This window comes from Stenotrophomonas sp. AN71 (assembly GCF_050435725.1).
GTDB lineage: Bacteria > Pseudomonadota > Gammaproteobacteria > Xanthomonadales > Xanthomonadaceae > Stenotrophomonas.
On sequence record NZ_JBNDKU010000003.1, the window covers coordinates 30,864 to 48,035 of the forward strand.

General features: G+C 67.4%; 21 protein-coding genes. 7 read left to right on the forward strand and 14 right to left on the reverse strand.

Annotated elements, in window-relative coordinates; all coding sequences use genetic code 11:
* Positions 1 to 16 precede the first annotated feature (16 nt).
* Positions 17 to 793 carry an SDR family NAD(P)-dependent oxidoreductase gene (locus ABH900_RS06115; RefSeq protein ID WP_429622015.1) on the reverse strand — a complete coding sequence of 259 codons (777 nt, stop codon included), beginning with the start codon at positions 791 to 793 and terminating at the stop codon, positions 17 to 19.
* Positions 790 to 1,110 (reverse strand): Grx4 family monothiol glutaredoxin, encoded by a 321-nt coding sequence (gene grxD, locus ABH900_RS06120; RefSeq protein WP_429622016.1) that lies wholly within the window; start codon positions 1,108 to 1,110, stop codon positions 790 to 792. Before grxD ends, ABH900_RS06115 begins: the two co-directional genes overlap by 4 nt.
* Positions 1,111 to 1,230: 120 nt before the next feature.
* On the opposite strand from grxD, the gene ABH900_RS06125 reads away from it, so the two are divergent.
* Positions 1,231 to 1,809 (forward strand): superoxide dismutase, encoded by a 579-nt coding sequence (locus ABH900_RS06125; protein ID WP_429622017.1) that lies wholly within the window; start codon positions 1,231 to 1,233, stop codon positions 1,807 to 1,809.
* 38 nt (positions 1,810 to 1,847) lie between these two features.
* On the opposite strand, the gene ABH900_RS06130 is transcribed toward ABH900_RS06125, so the two are convergent.
* The 3 genes from ABH900_RS06130 to purE form a co-directional block, all read right to left on the reverse strand.
* Entirely contained in the window at positions 1,848 to 2,189 is a 342-nt protein-coding gene (locus ABH900_RS06130; RefSeq protein WP_429622018.1) for a carboxymuconolactone decarboxylase family protein, read from the reverse strand.
* 125 nt (positions 2,190 to 2,314) lie between these two features.
* Positions 2,315 to 3,463: a 5-(carboxyamino)imidazole ribonucleotide synthase gene (locus tag ABH900_RS06135; RefSeq protein WP_429622019.1), complete on the reverse strand. Its 1,149-nt coding sequence runs from the start codon at positions 3,461 to 3,463 to the stop codon at positions 2,315 to 2,317.
* A complete protein-coding gene (gene purE / locus ABH900_RS06140; RefSeq protein WP_099820029.1) occupies positions 3,460 to 3,963 on the reverse strand; it encodes a 5-(carboxyamino)imidazole ribonucleotide mutase in 504 nt (167 codons plus the stop codon). Before purE ends, ABH900_RS06135 begins: the two co-directional genes overlap by 4 nt.
* Before the next feature lie 58 nt (positions 3,964 to 4,021).
* Between purE and ABH900_RS06145 the strand changes: the two genes are divergently transcribed.
* The 4 genes from ABH900_RS06145 (at position 4,022) to ABH900_RS06160 (ending at position 6,653) form a co-directional block, all read left to right on the forward strand.
* On the forward strand, positions 4,022 to 4,291 hold the full coding sequence (locus ABH900_RS06145; RefSeq protein WP_032128883.1) for a Trm112 family protein: 270 nt from the start codon (positions 4,022 to 4,024) through the stop codon (positions 4,289 to 4,291).
* Entirely contained in the window at positions 4,288 to 5,139 is an 852-nt protein-coding gene (nadC, locus tag ABH900_RS06150; protein ID WP_429622020.1) for a carboxylating nicotinate-nucleotide diphosphorylase, read from the forward strand. The genes ABH900_RS06145 and nadC overlap by 4 nt, the downstream gene beginning before the upstream one ends.
* A 115-nt stretch (positions 5,140 to 5,254) precedes the next feature.
* Positions 5,255 to 6,235, forward strand: a complete 981-nt coding sequence (locus ABH900_RS06155; RefSeq protein ID WP_429622021.1) for a DUF2272 domain-containing protein — start codon at positions 5,255 to 5,257, stop codon at positions 6,233 to 6,235.
* A gap of 67 nt (positions 6,236 to 6,302) precedes the next feature.
* Positions 6,303 to 6,653 carry a DUF3301 domain-containing protein gene (locus ABH900_RS06160; RefSeq protein ID WP_429622022.1) on the forward strand — a complete coding sequence of 117 codons (351 nt, stop codon included), beginning with the start codon at positions 6,303 to 6,305 and terminating at the stop codon, positions 6,651 to 6,653.
* An 87-nt stretch (positions 6,654 to 6,740) separates the two neighbouring features.
* On the opposite strand, the gene ABH900_RS06165 is transcribed toward ABH900_RS06160, so the two are convergent.
* The 7 genes from ABH900_RS06165 to ABH900_RS06195 form a co-directional block, all read right to left on the reverse strand.
* Positions 6,741 to 7,193: a ClpXP protease specificity-enhancing factor gene (locus ABH900_RS06165; protein ID WP_429622023.1), complete on the reverse strand. Its 453-nt coding sequence runs from the start codon at positions 7,191 to 7,193 to the stop codon at positions 6,741 to 6,743.
* Positions 7,194 to 7,277: 84 nt separating this feature from the next.
* Positions 7,278 to 7,913, reverse strand: a complete 636-nt coding sequence (locus ABH900_RS06170) for a glutathione S-transferase N-terminal domain-containing protein (protein ID WP_429622025.1) — start codon at positions 7,911 to 7,913, stop codon at positions 7,278 to 7,280.
* A 134-nt stretch (positions 7,914 to 8,047) separates the two neighbouring features.
* Positions 8,048 to 8,797 carry a cytochrome c1 gene (locus ABH900_RS06175; protein ID WP_429622026.1) on the reverse strand — a complete coding sequence of 250 codons (750 nt, stop codon included), beginning with the start codon at positions 8,795 to 8,797 and terminating at the stop codon, positions 8,048 to 8,050.
* Positions 8,790 to 10,049 (reverse strand): cytochrome b, encoded by a 1,260-nt coding sequence (locus ABH900_RS06180; protein WP_429622027.1) that lies wholly within the window; start codon positions 10,047 to 10,049, stop codon positions 8,790 to 8,792. Before ABH900_RS06180 ends, ABH900_RS06175 begins: the two co-directional genes overlap by 8 nt.
* A complete protein-coding gene (gene petA / locus ABH900_RS06185; protein WP_010486121.1) occupies positions 10,049 to 10,669 on the reverse strand; it encodes a ubiquinol-cytochrome c reductase iron-sulfur subunit in 621 nt (206 codons plus the stop codon). Before petA ends, ABH900_RS06180 begins: the two co-directional genes overlap by 1 nt.
* 196 nt (positions 10,670 to 10,865) lie before the next feature.
* Positions 10,866 to 11,786, reverse strand: a complete 921-nt coding sequence (locus tag ABH900_RS06190) for a transglycosylase SLT domain-containing protein (RefSeq protein WP_429622028.1) — start codon at positions 11,784 to 11,786, stop codon at positions 10,866 to 10,868.
* Between the two features lie 46 nt (positions 11,787 to 11,832).
* Positions 11,833 to 12,801 (reverse strand): helix-turn-helix transcriptional regulator, encoded by a 969-nt coding sequence (locus ABH900_RS06195; protein ID WP_429622029.1) that lies wholly within the window; start codon positions 12,799 to 12,801, stop codon positions 11,833 to 11,835.
* Between the two features lie 80 nt (positions 12,802 to 12,881).
* On the opposite strand from ABH900_RS06195, the gene ABH900_RS06200 reads away from it, so the two are divergent.
* Positions 12,882 to 13,502 carry a glutathione S-transferase family protein gene (locus ABH900_RS06200; protein ID WP_429622030.1) on the forward strand — a complete coding sequence of 207 codons (621 nt, stop codon included), beginning with the start codon at positions 12,882 to 12,884 and terminating at the stop codon, positions 13,500 to 13,502.
* 162 nt (positions 13,503 to 13,664) lie between these two features.
* Entirely contained in the window at positions 13,665 to 15,083 is a 1,419-nt protein-coding gene (gene miaB, locus ABH900_RS06205; protein WP_429622031.1) for a tRNA (N6-isopentenyl adenosine(37)-C2)-methylthiotransferase MiaB, read from the forward strand.
* 42 nt (positions 15,084 to 15,125) lie between these two features.
* Here miaB and ABH900_RS06210 read toward each other — a convergent pair whose 3' ends face one another.
* Positions 15,126 to 16,238, reverse strand: coding sequence for an ABC transporter permease (locus ABH900_RS06210; protein WP_429622032.1), 1,113 nt, complete (start codon positions 16,236 to 16,238; stop codon positions 15,126 to 15,128).
* A complete protein-coding gene (locus ABH900_RS06215) occupies positions 16,235 to 17,158 on the reverse strand; it encodes an ATP-binding cassette domain-containing protein (protein ID WP_429622033.1) in 924 nt (307 codons plus the stop codon). Before ABH900_RS06215 ends, ABH900_RS06210 begins: the two co-directional genes overlap by 4 nt.
* Positions 17,159 to 17,172: the final 14 nt, after the last annotated feature.

Below are 17,172 nucleotides of genomic sequence, written 5' to 3' on the forward strand. Positions count from 1 at the left end.
CGCCTTACGACCACCTTCACACGCCAGCCGGATCACCGCTGGCATCGAGGATCTGCCCGCGCCAGGCCTGGCCGGCACGGGACAGCAGGGTCACCGCCGCGGCAGCGGCGGCCTCGGGACCCCGCGCGGCGGGATCCTGATCGACCGAGTAGGCACGCGCCCGCAGCGCGGTGCGCAGCGGGCCGGGATAGAGGCCACTGACCCGGACCGGGCTGCGCCCCAGCTCATCGTGCAGGCTGCCGATCAGCCCGCGCAGGCCGTGCTGGGCCACGCCATACCCTCCCCAATAGGCCTGCCCCACCCGTTCGGGGGCATCAACTGCAAGCACCAGAGCGGCATCCTCGCGCTGCCGCAGCAGCGGCAGGCACGCCTGCGCCAGCCAGGCCGGGGCCGTCAGGGTGACGTGGATCGCGCGGGCGAAACTGGCCGGGTCGGCCAGCTCGAAGGGGGTCAAGCCTGGAAAATGGGCGGCGCAGACCAGCAGGCCATCCAACCGCCCCAACTCACGCTGCAACGCCTGCGCCAGTTCGGCGTAGTCGTCTGGGCCCGCACCTTCCAGGTCCAGCGGGTAGAGCAGCGGCTCCGGCCCCACCGCCTGGACCTGGGTATAGACCCGGTCAAGCCGGCGTGGCTTGCGTCCCAGCAGGACCACGGTGGCGCCGGCCGCCGCCGCGGCCACCGCCGCCGCACTGCCCAGACCACCACCGGCGCCAGCCACCAGCACCACACGGTCCTGCAACGGACGGCCATCGAGCGCCCCGTCAGTCGGTGACGTCGATGGCCAGGCACTCATCCCTGGGCCGCCTCTTCGACGATCCGCTTGAGCTCGCCGGATTCAAACAGTTCCATCACGATGTCACAGCCGCCGATCAGCTCACCGTTGATGAACAGCTGCGGGAAGGTCGGCAGGTTGGAGAAGCGCGGCAGGTTGGCGCGGACCTCCGGCTCCTCGAGCACGTTGACGGTGCGCAGCGCGACCGCGCCGGCCGCCATCAGCGCCTGTACGGCGCGGCTGGAGAAACCACACATCGGGTACTGCGGGGTGCCCTTCATGAACAGCACGAGCGGGTAACGATCGACCTCGGCCTGGATTTGCTGCATCACCGCCACAACCTCACTCCTTGCTTCGCCGGGCAACCCGACCGCGATGGTCGGCTAGACTGCCCACGGTAGCCGCCATTGTAAGCCGATGGAACAGGCTGCCGTCGTCCCCTGGCCACGAACCTGTCCATGCCTGTCGAATTGCCCGCCCTGCCCTACCTCTCCGGCTCCCTGCAGCCGCACCTGTCCGCACAGGCCCTGGAGCTGCACCACGGCCGCCATCACCGTGCCTATATCGATGCGGTGAATGCCGGCATCCTCGGCACCGAGTGGGAAGAAGCGTCACTGGAGGAGATCGTCCGCCACGCCCAGGGCCGTTTGTTCGACGCAGCAGCCCAGGCCTGGAACCATGGCTTCTACTGGCAATGCCTGCGCCCGCGCGGCGGTGGCGAGCCGCAGGGCCCGCTGGCCGAACTGGTCAAGCGCCAGTTCGGTGATGTGCAGCGCCTGCGCGAAGAGTTCAACCGCACTGCATTGGGCCTGTTCGGCTCCGGCTGGGTATGGCTGGTACAGCATCCGGGCGGGCAGCTGGGCATCCAGGCGACCCGCAATGGCGGCACGCCGTTGACCGGCGACAGTACCCCGCTGCTGGGCTGCGATGTCTGGGAACACGCCTACTACACCGACTACCAGAATGACCGGGCGCGCTATCTGGAGGCGTTCTGGCAGCTGGTGAACTGGGAATTCGCCGAGAGCCGGCTGCGCTGAGGACATCCGCCGGGCATGGCCCGGCGACAAGGTGGATCTCACGCGCTCTCGTGCGCGACCACCGCGTCCATCACCCGTGCCGAGTACACCAGCGCCGCACCGGCATTGAGCGAGACCGCCACGCCCAGCGCCTCAGCGATTTCCTCGCGGCTGGCGCCCTGTTTCAACGCCGCGTCCACGTGCACGGTGATGCAGCCGTCGCAGCGGGTGGTGACCGCCACCGCCAGCGCGATCAGTTCACGGGTCCTGGCGTCAAGGTGGTTGGTCTGGGCGCCTGCGTTGGACAGCGTGGCATAGCCCTTCACCGTATCCGGCGAGAGCTTGCTGATCTCGCCGATGCGGCCCTTCAGTTCCTTGCGGTAGGCATTCCAGTCGAGCATGGTCGTGACTCCAGTGAAAGGAGTTCCACGCTACCACCGCCGCTGTTGCGCCGATGCGTGCGCCAGCGCGTCACAACGTTGCAGGAATACCGGGCAGCGCCGGCCGCTGGCCGGCACACCCCTGTTCAGCGGTGGCGCAGCGCGTGTACCGCCGGCACCACCTGGGCCTGGCGGTCCAGTTCCAGGCCCACCTGCTCCAGCGCGTCAGCCAGAGCTGCGGCATCATCGTCGCGCAGGGTGGCGTGGCCGACCTTGCGGCCCTCGCGCGGCTGCTTGCCGTAGTCGTGCCAATGGCCGCTGGCCTGGCCCAGCACCGGCAGCGGATCGGGCATCTCGCCCAGCCAGTTCAGCATGCAGGCATGGCCGAGCATGCGGGTGCTGCCCAGCGGCAGGCCCAGCACCGCGCGCAGGTGGTTCTCGAACTGCGAGGTCTCGCTGCCTTCGATGGTCCAGTGGCCGGAGTTGTGCACGCGCGGCGCCATCTCATTGGCCAGCAGCTCACCATCGCGGCAGAACAGCTCCAGCGCGAACACGCCGACATACTGCAGGTGCTCGGCGATGCGACGGGCGTAGCCGATCGCAGCCTCGTGCTCAGCGGCCGACAGCACGGCAGGCGCCACACTGGCCGACAGCACGCCGTCGACATGCCAGTTGCCGGTGACCGGCCAGGCCTGGAAGCTGCCGTCGCGTCCACGCACGGCCACCACGCTGACCTCACGCTGGAAGGCGACGAAGCCTTCCAGGATCAGCCCGGTGCGCTCGACCTGTGCGCCCAGCGCATCCCACGCGGCGTCGATATCGGCATCACTGCGCAGGCGGAACTGGCCCTTGCCGTCATAACCGAGGCGTCGGGTCTTGAGAATGCACGGCAGACCGAACTCGGCGGCCTTCGCGGCCAGCTCGTCACGGCTGCGGATGTCGGCGAAGGCCGGCAGCGGAATGCCCAGCTGCTGGAACAGGGTCTTCTCGCTCAGCCGATCCTGCGCCACGGCCAGCGCGGCCGGCGGCGGGTACACCGGCACGCGGCCGGCCAGGAACTGCGCACTGTCGGCGGGCACGTTCTCGAAATCGAAGGTGACCACATCGACCTTGGCGGCGAAGTCCGCCAACGCCTGGCGGTCATCGAAGGCGCCGACGGTGAGCGGCGCCAGCGGGCCGCTGCAGGCATCGGCCGCCGGGTCGTACAGTTCGAATCGCAGCCCCAGTGGCGCACCGGCCAGGACCATCATGCGGGCGAGCTGGCCGCCGCCGAGGATGCCGACAGTCAGGCTCATTGGCGCGGATCGTCGTGGGCCATCACGTCTTCGGTCTGGCGAGCGCGGAAGGCGTCGAGGGCCTGGCCGATGGCCGGCTGGTCGCTGGCCAGCATCGCGGCGGCGAACAGCGCGGCATTGGACGCGCCGGCATTGCCGATGGCGAAGGTGGCGACCGGGATGCCGGCCGGCATCTGCACGATCGACAGCAGCGAATCCATGCCATTGAGGGCCTTGGACTGCACCGGCACGCCCAGCACCGGCACCGCGGTCTTGGCCGCGATCATGCCCGGCAGATGCGCGGCACCGCCGGCGCCGGCAATGATCGCGCGCAGCCCGCGCGAACCGGCCTGCTCGGCATAACTGAACAACACATCCGGCGTCCGATGCGCGGACACCACCTTCACTTCGAACGGAACACCCAGGGCTTCAAGCTTCTGGGCGGCGTGCTGCATGGTTTCCCAGTCGGAACGGGAACCCATGACGATGCCGACAAGCGGCGCGATCGGGTTGGGGGTCATTGGCCGTCACCTGCCTTAAAGACGTATTCTAGCCGTCTTCCACGCAAGACGAAGAACCATGGATCGCAAGCTGCTCGACCTGCTGGTGTCGCCGGACACCCGCCAGCCCCTGTCCCTGCTGGATGGCAAGGGCCTGGAAGCGCTCAACAAGGCCATTTCCACCGGCGCGGTGAACAAGGCCGATGGCAACCCGCTGGCGCAGCCGTTGCGCGAGGCGCTGGTCACCCGTGACCGCAAGCAGGTGTTCCGCGTCGACGACGGTATCCCGGTGCTGCTGGCCGAGGAAGCCATCCCGACCGCACAGATCGCCGACTTCCCTGCCGCATGAGCACGCTGCCGACGCCGGATGCGGCCGTGGTCGCCGCCGATGTCGCGCGTGCCCTGGCCGAAGACCTGGGCAGCGGCGACGTCACCGCCGCCCTGCTGCCCGATCAGGCCGACAGCGCCTACCTGCTGTGCAAGCAGGACGCCGTGATCGCCGGCCGCCCCTGGTTCGACGCCACCCACCGCGCGCTCGATCCGGACGTGCGCATTGAATGGCGCATTTCCGAGGGTGATGCGGTCGCTGCGGGCACCGTGCTGGCCCTGCTGCATGGGCACAGCCGCAGCCTGGTCAGCGCCGAGCGCACCTCGCTGAACTTCCTGCAGACGCTGTCCGGCACCGCCACCACCACCGCCCGCTACGTGGCCGCCGTGGCCGGCACGGGCACGCGCATCCTCGACACCCGCAAGACGCTGCCCGGCCTGCGCATGGCCCAGAAATACGCGGTGCGGTGCGGCGGTGGCGAAAACCACCGTTTCGGCCTGTACGACATGGTGATGCTGAAGGAAAACCACATCCGCGCCGCCGGTTCGTTGGCCGCTGCCGTGGCCGCCGCGCGCCGGCAGTGGCCTGCTCTGCCGCTGGTGGTCGAGGTCGAAGACCTGGTGCAGTTGCGGCAGGCACTGGAGGCCGGCTGCGAACGCATCCTGCTGGACGATTTCAGCCCCGACCTGCGCCGTGAAGCGGTGCGCATCACTGCCGGCCGCATCCCGCTGGAAGTCTCCGGTAGCGTCGGCCTGGGCGGCCTGCGCTCGATCGCCGAAGATGGCGTGGACTGCATCTCCATCGGCGGACTGACCAAGCATGTGCAGGCCATCGACCTGTCGCTGAAGCTGGGCCCGCCGCCGGCTTGAGGCCGGGCTTGGGGTCAGATCCCTTTTCCAGCGGAAAAGGGATCTGACCCCGTCCTCACACCCGGCGTTCACGACGGCACTGCGACGCTGCGGTCATCCCCCACAGGAGCCGCGCATGCGCCGGACGCTCTTGCCTGTCTGCCTGCTGCTGGCGGCCACCCCCTTGTCCGCAGCTGCCGCCGAAGCCTGCGATGTGCCGCCCCGCTTCGGCCTCAGCCCGTTGGCGGTCGCCATCCGCAATACCGCCTGCAACGAACACCGGCTCTGGTTCCGCCCCTTCATCGATCGTGATGGCCGCGCCGCCAGCCTCAGCGTCACCGAAGCCGAGAGCGAGCATCTGGCCGACAACGGCCTGATCGCCTGGCAGCGCGTGGCCGGCTACTGGCGCGACAGCGGCACGCTCAATGCCATGGGCAGCATCGCCGGTGCCAGCAGCTGCCTGGCGCCGCTGGGCACGCGCTACACCGACAGCGACTGCCGCGCGTTCCTGGTCGACAACCCATGGTCGGCAGCCTTTATTTCGTGGGTGATGGTGCGTGCCGGTGTGCCCGGCTTCACTACCTCGCCGCGCCATATCGACTATATCCGTGCCGCGTACCAGGGTGGCCCCTCGGGCGTGCCCTACCGCCTGGTCGATCCGGCCACGGCCAAGCCGGCACCGGGCGATCTGCTGTGCTTCCTGCGTGACCGCAGCACGACGCTCAGCTACAGCGGACTGGTGCAGGCGCTCGGCAATGGCTCGGTGGGGCACTGGAAATCGCACTGCGAAGTGGTGGTGGCGGCCAATCTCGGCGGCGACCAGACTCTGTACCTGGTCGGCGGCAATGTCATGAACACCGTGGCGATGCGGCTGCTGCCGCTGGATCGCACCGGGCTGATCCAGCTGCCGCCGGCTCGCGAGCGCAACAGCACCGGCATCGATCCCAGCTGCACGCCTGGCCGCGAGGATGAGTGCAGTTTCAACCGCCAGGACTGGGCGGCGCTGCTGCAGCTGACGGCCAGCGCCCCCCTGCTGATGCCGTCATCGAGCGCCACTCCGGTGCAGCCCGCTCCAACACCGCAGCCAGTGATCGTCCCGCCACAGCCGACGCGGTGATGCCGACGCTTGATCCTGCGCGTATTCGCCGCCATCTTGGCAGGATCGACACCTGACGGCTGACGCCATGCCCACCCTGCTGCTGTTGCTGATTGCCGGCGGAATCATCTATTTCTTCTGGAACGCGGCACGCTCAGCTGCCGAGCGCGCCGTCGAGCTGGGCCGCAATGCCTGCCGCGCCGCCAATGTGCAGTGGCTGGACCAGGCCGTGCACGCCACCGGCCTGCGCCTGTCGCGCGGCGAGGACGGCCGGCTCGGTTTCGAGCGCACCTTCAAGTTTGAGTATTCCTACGACGGCATCGACCGCCATGTGGGGCGCATGGTGCTGCGCGGCGATCAGCTGATCTCATTCACCGGCCCGGGCGCGGCGCGGATCAGCCAGATCCGGCCGGATGTGGACGATGCCGAGGATGTGTAAGGGTTGAAAGTGTGCCGACCAACGGTCGGCACCCACCACTGAACCACCCAATGAAAAACGCCGCCCATCGGGGCGGCGTCGGAATAGTTATTTGACCACGCGCAGGTTCGGGCGACCCTTCGGCGGCGGGCTGGCGGGCGGCGTATCGTCCGGCGGCGCGCCTTCCTCGTGCAGCAGTTCGTCGCTGGCCGGTGCGGTCTCGTTGCCCGGGATGTCATCCGGCAGCGCCATGCCCTGCCCGGTCTCGCGGGCGTAGACGGCCAACACGGCGCTGATCGGCACCTGCACCGGGTAACTGGTACCGGAGAAGCGCGCCGAGAAGCTCACCATCTCGTTGTCGATCATCAGCCGCACGACGGCACGTTCGGCGATGTTGAGCACAACCCGGCCGTCCTTGACCGCCGAAGGCGGGACCTGCACGCCGGGGACGCCGGCGTCGACCAGGATGTGCGGGGTCAGCTGGTTGTCATTGATCCATTCCACCAGCGCCCGCAGCAGATAGGGGCGGTGGCTGGTCATGTGGAAGAAGTCTTCGGTCATGCGTGAAGTGTACGCGCCCGGCGCCCCGCCGGGGCAGATCGCCTGCACGCGGGTCGGCGTGCAGACGGGAATGCCGCCGCCGGATCAGACCGGCAGGTCGCGCAGTTTTCTTTCCTGATCGGTCAGGCTGCGGACGAAACCGGGGTGGCGGAAGATGCGGTTGCCATAGTCCTCGATCGCCTTGCCATCCTTCGGCAACGGCACGTCCAGCGACTGCAGGCGCCAGATGATCGGTGCCATCGCGCAGTCGGCCAGGCTCATTTCCGGGTTGAGGAAGAATTTGCTGGCCTTGAACAGCGGCAGAGACGCGGTCAGCAGCTCTTTCAGGCGCTTGCGTCCGGCCTCGGCCTGGGACTTGTTGCCCAGCTGGATGGCCTGCACCTGCGGCACCCAGTCGTGCTCGATGCGCAGCATGGCCAGGCGGATGCGCGCACGGGAGAGCGGATCGACCGGCATCAGCGGCGGATGCGGGTAGCGTTCATCCAGATACTCGCTGACCACCGATGCGGCGTACAGCACCAGTTCGCGCTCGACCAGGGTCGGCACCGAGTGGTACGGATTGAGATCGATCAGGTCTTCGGGCGGGTTCTGCGGATCGACCGGAACGAAGTCGAAGGTCACTCCCTTGGCCGCCAGCACCAGGCGCACCCGGTGGCACAGTACGTCGTCGTTCGAGGAAAACAGCGTCAATGTATTACGCATGCGCACGCTCGCCGCCATCAAAGGCTCTCCTACGACAGGAGACCGCCTGCCGCATCGGCGCCGCCAGCACCGTGCCAGCGGTCGACTCCTCCCCGAGTGTGCAACCGACCATCACAAAAGCCAATAGGCCCATGTGATGCTCGGCGGCAGAATCAGTGAACGTCCTTCCAGTATTCCTTCTTCAACAGGTACAACAGGAAGGTCAACAGCGCCAGGAACAGGATCACCCACACGCCCAGTTGCTGGCGCTTGAGGGCGGCCGGTTCGCCGGCGTATTCGAGGAAGTTGGTGATGTCCCGCACCGCCTGGTCGTACTGGCCGGCATCGACCGACCCAGGGGTTTCAATCTTGAGCCCCGTCACTGGCGGGTCCATGCCCGGCACCTCGGGCTTGCCATGCATGGCATGCTGCAGGCCCTGCATCTCCCACAGCGGATTGGGCATGGAGGCGTTGGCGAACAGCGCGTTGTTCCAGCCCAGCGGCCGGCTGCTGTCCAGGTAGAACGACTTGAGGTAGGTGTAGACCCAGTCGCTGCCGCGCACCCGCGAGATCAGGCTGAGGTCCGGCGGCATCTTGCCGAACCACTTCTCGGCATTCTCCTTGGGCATCGCCACCGGGATCGGGTCGCCGATCGCCGAGCCGGTGAAGTTGAGGTTGTTCATCACCTCTTCCTCGGTCAGGCCCAGGTCCTGCGCCATCCGCGAATAGCGCAGGTACTTCAGCGCGTGGCAGCCGGAGCAGTAGTTCATGTACAGCTGTGCGCCGCGCTGCAGCGACGCGCGATCACCGAGGTCGTTGCCCGCCTGCAGCAGCGGGGTGCCGCCCTCGGCGGCGGAGGCCAGGAAACTGCCCAGCATCAGGGTGGCCGCCAGGGCCAGCCGGACCATCCAGCGCTCAGTCATGCGTGGTCACCCTCTCCGGTACCGGCTTGGTCTTGTCCAACCTTGTCCATAGCGGCATGGTGATGAAGAACGCGAAGTACAGGAAGGTCAGCACCCGGCCGATGTAGGTTTCGTGCACGTCAGTGCCCGGGCCGGAGCCGATCACGCCGAGCCAGACGAAGCACACTGCAAACACCGCCAACAGCACCTTCGAGAGCACGCCGCGGTAACGGTAGGACTTGACACGCGCGCGGTCCAGCCACGGCACCAGGAACAGGATCGCGATGGCCGAGAACATCACCAGCACGCCGCCCAGCTTGTTCGGCACCACGCGCAACATCGCGTAGTACGGCGTGTAGTACCAGACCGGCTTGATGTGCTCCGGGGTCACCAGGCGGTTGGCCTCGGTGAAGTTGTCGTGCTCCAGGAACAGGCCGCCGAAGGCCGGGGCGAAGAAGATGATGAAGGCGGCGATGATCAGCAGGAAGCCGGCGCCGACGCCATCCTTGAGCGTGTAGTACGGATGGAACGGAATGCCATCGGCCGGCGCGTTCGGCGACCAGCGGTTGCCCTTCGGTCCCTTCTTGATCTCCACGCCATCTGGGTTGTTCGAACCCACTTCGTGCAGCGCGCCCAGGTGCAGCACCACCAGCAGCAACAGCACCAGGGGCAGCGCGATGACGTGCAGTGCGAAGAAGCGGTTGAGCGTGGCGTCACTGGGCAGGTAATCGCCCATGATCCATTCGGTCAGGCCGTTGCCGATCACCGGTATCGCGCCGAACAGCGAGATGATCACCTTGGCGCCCCAGAATGACATCTGGCCCCACGGCAGCACGTAGCCCATGAAGGCCTCGGCCATCAGCACCAGGTAGATCAGCATGCCGAGGATCCACACCAGCTCGCGCGGCTTCTGGTAACTGCCATACAGCAGGCCGCGGAACATGTGCAGGTAGACCACGATGAAGAACAGCGAGGCACCGGTGGAGTGCATGTAGCGGATCAACCAGCCCCACTCCACATCACGCATGATGTATTCGATGGAGCCGAACGCCTCGGCGGCGTTGGTCTTGTAATGCATCGTCAGGAAGATGCCGGTGACGATCTGGTTGACCAGCACCAGCAGCGCCAGCGAACCGAAGTAGTACCAGATGTTGAAGTTCTTCGGCGCGTAGTACTCGCTGACGTGCTTGCGGTAGACCGGCATCAGGCCCGGCGCGCGGGCATTGACCCAGTCGGCCACGCCGCTGGCGGTACGGCTGAGGATATTGGCCATCAGGCAGCCCCCTGCGGATCGACACCAATGATGATGGTGTTGTCGTCCTGGTAATGGTGCGCGGGCACCTTCAGGTTGATCGGCGCCGGAACGTCCTTGAAGACGCGGCCGGACATGTCGAAGCGCGACTTGTGGCAGGGGCAGAAATAGCCGCCCTTCCACTGCGGGTCATAGGGTTCGGGCCGGATCTCGGCGACCATTTCCGGCGAGCAGCCCAGATGCGTGCACAGGCCGACCAGCACGGAGATATCCGGCTTGATCGAGCGCAGCTCGGGGTTCTGCTTGAGCACGTACTCCGGCTGCTGGTCCTTCTCGCCGGACTCGGGGTCCTTGAGTCGGCCATCCAGACCGTGCAGCGCATCGAGGATGGCCTTGGACCGTTTGACGATCCAGATCGGCTGGCCGCGCCACTCCACGATCAGGCGTTGGCCTTCCTGCAGGGCACTGATATCGGCCACCACCGGTGCGCCGGCGAGCTTGGCACGGGCACTGGGGTTCCAGGATTTGATGAAAGGAACGGCGGTGAATCCGACGCCGACGGCGCCAACCACAGCAGTGGTGGCAGAAAGAAAACGCCGACGTCCGGTGTTGACTGGATCGTGTACCCCATCGTTGGCCATCCGGCACTCCGATATTGATTAGGTAGCTTTAAGGCTGCCAGCGGCGGTCCGGTGGGGGCCAGAGCCGCGTGAATCATGGGCGAGTGTAGCGGAACCGTCGCGCGCCACACAACGCATTGCAACAACTCTTTCAAAGGCGTGCCGACTGACAGTCGGCACCTGCATTATCAAGGGTGTGCCGACCAACGGTCGGCACCTACTGGTGGCTCAGGGCGGTGCGGTAACGCTCGGCCAGCTGGCCGACCCGGCGCACGTAGTACTGGGTCTCGCTGTAGGGCGGCACGCCACCATGGCGGTCGACCGCACCTTCGCCGGCGTTGTAGCCCGCCGCCGCCAGGGTCAGGTCACCGTTGAAGCGCTTCAACAGCCAGGCGAGGTACTGCACGCCGCCACGGATGTTCTGACCGGCATCGTAGGAATCGCCCACCCCGAAGCGGGCCGCGGTCGGCGGCATCAGCTGCATCAGGCCCTGCGCACCAGCGCGGCTGAGCGCGGTCGGGTTGTAGGCCGACTCGGCATGGATGATCGCGCGCACCACCGCCTCTTCCACGCCGAACTCGCGCGCGGCGGCGGCGATCTCACCCTGGAAGGCCGTGGTGTTCAGCCGCACCGAGCCGAAGTCCACGCGCGGGTTGGCCCCGCAGGCGTAACAGCGCTCCATGAAGCTGTAGCGGATGGTGCGCACCGGGCCGAGGCTGGCCAGCTGGGTCGGCCGCGCGCTGGTGTAATGGCGTACGCCATCCTTCATGAAGGAATAGACCTGGCCGCTTACCATGCGCCCGCCGCGTGAGACGGCCGGTGTTGCCGATACCGTTGCAGGTGCCGGCGTGGGCACGACCGCTGCCGGTGCCACCGTACTGGCCGCCACCGCAACCGGATTGCGTTCGATGCTGGCCACCGTGGTCGGCGCGGGTTTCGGTGCGGCCGCCACCGGGCGGGGTGTCAGGCGGGTATCGCGGCTGTAGCTGATGGTGCTGCAGCGGGCCCCGGCCACACGCTTGCTGACATAGCTGGTGACGCCATCGGCGCCCTGGCACTTGTACAGGCTACCGGCGCTGGCCGGCGCAGCGGTCAGCGCAGCGATGATGATCGCCGTTGTCCCCAGTATCCCCTTCATGGCGGCGAGTGTCCCAGCTTCGCCGGGGCTTGCCAAGCGATAAGGCTCAGCCTGTGACCGGCGGCACAGCCAGCACCTTCCCGAGCCCGGCCAGGCGCTGCGCCAGTTCGTCGCGCAGTTCTGGCGGCGTGGTCCACAGCGCCACCGGAACCCGGTCCAGGCTGAGGATCTGCGCCAGCATCATGCCGCGACTCTCGGCGCCCATGCGCAGCAGGCAATGGTCGCCACCATCCGCCTCCAGCACGCCGCACCAGGGCGGGATGCGGCCTTCCAGTTCGGCGCGGCTGCCGGCCAGGCGCAGGACGGCCTGCAGCGCGAACGGCGCCTGGCTGACTGCCTGTCGCACCATCACGTCCGGTGGCGCCGGAGGGCGCCGATGCAGGCCCGGTTCGGAGCATTCACGTACCGCGCCCATCCGGTCCACGCGCAGCGTGCGCCAGTCCTGCCGCCCAACGTCCCAGGCCAGCAGGTACCAGCGCCGGCCATAGTTCACCAGGTGCTGCGCCTCGACCTCGCGCTGGGTCACCGCATCCTGCGCGCTGCGGTATTCAAAGGCCAGCCGTGCGGCCTGCCGGCAGTGCTGGGCCAGGCGGCCGAGCAGGCGTGCGTCGGTGGACGGCAGTTCGGACAGGGTGGCGGTCGCTGCGTGCACCTCACCGGCCTGCTGGCGGCGGCGGGTCGGCACCAGAGGATCGAGCTTGGACAACAGGCCACGGGCGGTGTCGTCGATGCCGGCAACGGTCGCCGACGCCGCACGCAGGGCGATGGCCAGGGTGGTCGCCTCTTCTTCGTCCAGCAGCATCGGCAGGACCGGCGCCCCGGCCCCGAGCTGGTAGCCACCGCCGACCCCGGCCGAGGCCTGCACCGGGTAGCCCAGTTCGCGCAGGCGCTCGATGTCGCGGCGGATGCTGCGCCGGTCCACGCCCATGCGCTCGGCCAGCTCGGCCCCCGACCACTGGCGGCGGGCCTGCAGCAGGGCGATCAGGCGCAGCAGTCGATGAGCGGTATGGCGCATGAGGAATCGAGGACAGAAGTCGTCCGCAATAGTGCCCCAGGATGGCCTCCCGTTCACCACCCATCGCAAGGAGCACCGCCATGACATCCCGCCAGATCACCCTGTACCACGCCGCCCGTTCACGCTCGAGCGGCGCCGTGGCCCTGCTCGAAGCACTGGGCGCCGACTACCGCATGCAGGTGCTGGACCTGAAGGCCGGCGCCAATCTCGCCCCGGCCTATCTGGCCATCAACCCGATGGGCAAGGTGCCGGCCATCGTCCACAACGGTGCGCTGGTGACCGAGCAGGTAGCGATCTACCTGTACCTGGCCGACCTGTACCCGGAAGCCGGACTGGCCCCGCCGATCGGCGACGCCCTGCGCGGCCCTTACCTGCGCTGGATGGCCTTCTATGGCGCCTGTTTCGAGCCGGCGATGATCGACAAGGCCATGCACCGCGAACCGCCGCCGCGCCTGATGTCGCCCTACAACGATGCGGAGACCGTGCTGCAGGTGATCGAAGCCCAGCTGGCTCAGGGCCCCTGCCTGCTCGGCGAGGTGATGAGCGCGGCCGACGTGCTGTGGGGCAACGCGTTGAAGTGGACCAGCGAGTTCGGGCTGGTGCAGCTGGCACCGGCCACCCGCGCCTATGTGGACCGGATCGGCGCGCTGACCGCGTTCGACCGTTCACGGCAGATCGATGCGGAGCTGGTGGCGGCCTAACCGGGGTTGCAGTAGATCCACGCCGTGCTTGGATGAACCCCTCGAATGCAGCCAGGCATGGCCTGGCTCTACTGAATTCATCGGCTCTACATGAACGCGGCGCACGCGCCGGGATGCGGGTAGAATTGCCCGCTTTCCCGCCACCCGAATGGATTAAGCGCCATGACCGGGACGCCAGACGTCTTTCCGCCCGCCACACCGGGCGAAACCCCGCTCGTTGCCCTGCCCGCTGGTCCACGCAAGCCCGACCAGGTCAAAGGCAAGCTGTACATCAAGACCCACGGTTGCCAGATGAACGAGTACGACTCAGCCAAGATGGCCGACGTGCTTGCCGCCAGCGATGGCCTGGAACTGACCGACAGCCCGGACGACGCCGACGTCATTCTGGTCAACACCTGTTCCATCCGCGAGAAGGCGCAGGAGAAGGTGTTCAGCCAGCTGGGCGTGTGGAAGGGCCTGAAGAACAAGGGCCGCGAGGTCATCATCGGCGTCGGCGGCTGCGTCGCTTCGCAGGAGGGCGAAGCGATCATCAAGCGCGCGCCATTCGTGGACCTGGTGTTCGGCCCGCAGACCCTGCACCGCCTGCCGGAACTGATCCGCGCCCGCCGCGAGCAGAAGCGCCCGCAGGTCGACATCAGCTTCCCCGAGATCGAGAAGTTCGACCGCCTGCCGGAACCGCGCGCCGATGGTGCCTCGGCGTTCGTGTCGATCATGGAGGGCTGCTCCAAGTACTGCTCGTTCTGCGTGGTGCCCTACACCCGCGGCACCGAAGTCAGCCGTCCGTTCGAGGACGTGGTGGTGGAAGTGGCGCAGCTGGCCGCGCAGGGCGTGCGCGAGATCAACCTTCTCGGCCAGAACGTCAACGCATATCGCGGGCCGTATGGCGATGGCGAGTTCGCCGACCTCGGTCTGCTGATCCGCACCATTGCCGAGATCGACGGCGTCGGCCGCATCCGCTTCACCACCTCGCACCCGCTGGAGTTCAGCGATTCGCTGATCGATGCGTTCCGCGACGTGCCGCAGCTGGCCAACTTCCTGCACCTGCCGGTCCAGGCCGGCAGCGACCGCGTGCTGTCGGCGATGAAGCGCGGCTACACCGCGCTGGAATTCAAGTCGAAGATCCGCAAGCTGCGCGCGGTGCGCCCGGACATCTCGATCAGTTCGGACTTCATCGTCGGCTTCCCCGGCGAGACCGATGCCGATTTCGAGAAGACCCTGAAGCTGATCGAGGACATCGGCTTCGACCACAGCTTCTCCTTCATCTATTCGCGTCGCCCAGGCACGCCGGCGGCGGACCTGGAAGACACCATCAGCGATGCCGAGAAGCACGCGCGCCTGTCGCGCCTGCAGGAACGCATCAATGCACATGCCGCCAGCATTTCAGAGAAGATGGTCGGCACCGTGCAGACCGTGCTGGTGGACGGCCCCTCGCGCAAGAATCCGAATGAGCTGACCGGCAAGACCGAGAACATGCGCTCGGTGAATTTCCCGGCGCCGGCACGGCTGATCGGCCAGTTCGTGGACGTGGTGATCACCGAGGCGCTGACCAATTCGCTGCGCGCACGGGTGGTGGCGGAATGATCCCCCGGGTCGGAGCCCCTGCGGGGATCCGACCCCGTGCCCTCAATCCAGGCGCTTGCGGAAGCGCAGGATCGCCAGCGTCATCATCACCACGATGAAGACCAGCAGCGCCAGCGCGTCGTGCCACAGTTCCCACAGCGAGGCACCGCGCAGCATGATGCCGCGCACCAGGCGCAGGAAGTGGGTCAGCGGCAGCACTTCGGCCAGCCACTGCACCGGCCGCGGCATGCCCGCGAACGGGAACATGAAGCCCGACAGCAGGATCGACGGCAGGAACAGGAACAACGTCATCTGCATCGCCTGGAACTGCGAGCGCGCACGCGTGGAGATCAGCAGGCCCAGCGCCAGGTTGGCCAGCACCAGCAGCACCGCGGCCAGGTAGATATCCAGCAGGCTGCCGCGGATCGGCACCTGGAACAGCCAGGTGCCCAGCACCAGCACCAGCGTAGTCTGCAGCAGGCCAATCGCTGCGTAGGGCAGCACCTTGCCGACCATCAGTTCACTGCGCGACACCGGCGTGGCGATCAGCAACTCCATGTTGCCGCGCTCGCGTTCGCGCACCACTGCCACGGCCGTGAACATCACCAGGGTCATGGTCAGGATCACCCCGATCAGGCCGGGCACGATGTTCACCGCAGACCGCCGCTGCGGGTTGTAGAAGCTGATCACACTGACCTGACCACTGGCGATGCTGCCCTCGCGCAGCGGCCGCGTGTTGCTGGTCGGGCGCGGGTCCAATGGCACCTGCGCCAGTTGGATCGCTGCGCTCTGCACCACGGTGTCGCTACCATCAACCAGCACCTGCACCGCTTCGCGACCGTCGAAGCGACGGCGCTCGAAATCCGCTGGCACCACGATGCCGACACTGATCTCGCCGCGACGCAGCGCCTGCATCAGCTGGTCCGGGCTATACGCTTCACTGCGCGGCGTGATCACGCCGGTGGCGACCATGTCCTGCACCAGTGCGCGGGAGGCGGCGCTGTTGGCCTGGTCGGCGATACCGGCATCGAGGTGGCGCAGATTGAGGTTGATCGCATAACCGAACAGCAGCAGCTGCATCACCGGAATGCCGACGATCATCGCCAGGGTGATGCGATCGCGGCGCAGCTGGCGCAGCTCCTTGAGCATGATGGCCCACAGCCGACGCAGGTTCATGCCGCCGGCTCCCGGCCGCGACCCCGGGTCGCGGCGACGAACACGTCTTCCAGGTTCGGTGCCACCGTTTCGATACGGGCCTGCGGATCGGCGCTGGCCAAGGCGCGCTGCAACGACGCCATGTCGGCCGCGTCTTCACTGCACAGCACACGCAGCTGCGTGCCGATCTGCGCCACGCTCAGCACGCCGGGCATCTCGGCCAGCGCGCGGCTGGCGTGGCGCGGCTGCGAGGCGGTGACCTGCAATGTGCGTCCCTGCAGCGCTGCACACAGTTCGGCCGGTGTGCCATCGGCCACCAACGCGCCGCGATCCAGGATCGCCAGCCGGTGGCAGCGCTCGGCTTCGTCCATGTAGTGGGTCGAGACCAGCACCGTGGTACCGGCATCGGCCAGTTCGAACAGCGCTTCCCAGAAATCGCGACGCGACTCAGGATCGACCGCGCTGGTCGGCTCATCCAGGAACAGCAGTTCGGGCGCGTGCACAACGGCGCCGGCCAGGGCCAGGCGCTGCTTCTGCCCACCACTGAGCGTACCGGCCAGCTGCGGCTGGCGGTCCTGCAGCCGGTACTGCTGCAGCAGTGCATCAACCCGCTGCCGGGCCTGCGTACGCGGCAGGTCCTGGATGGCGGCGAGGAACTCCAGGTTCTCGCGTACCGACAGGTCTTCGTACAACGAAAAGCGCTGGGTCATGTAGCCGATGCGCCTGCGCAGCGCTTCGGCCTGCTGCGGCACGGCCAGCCCAAGCACCTCGATCTGCCCCGCGCTGGGTTCCAGCAGGCCGCACAGCATGCGGATGGTGGTCGACTTGCCCGAACCATTTGGGCCGAGGAAGCCATAGACCTGACCACGTGGCACGGTCAGGTCGACGTTGTCCACCGCCAGCAGATCGCCGAAGCGGCGGGTCAGGCCCTGCGCATGCACTGCAATGTCATCAC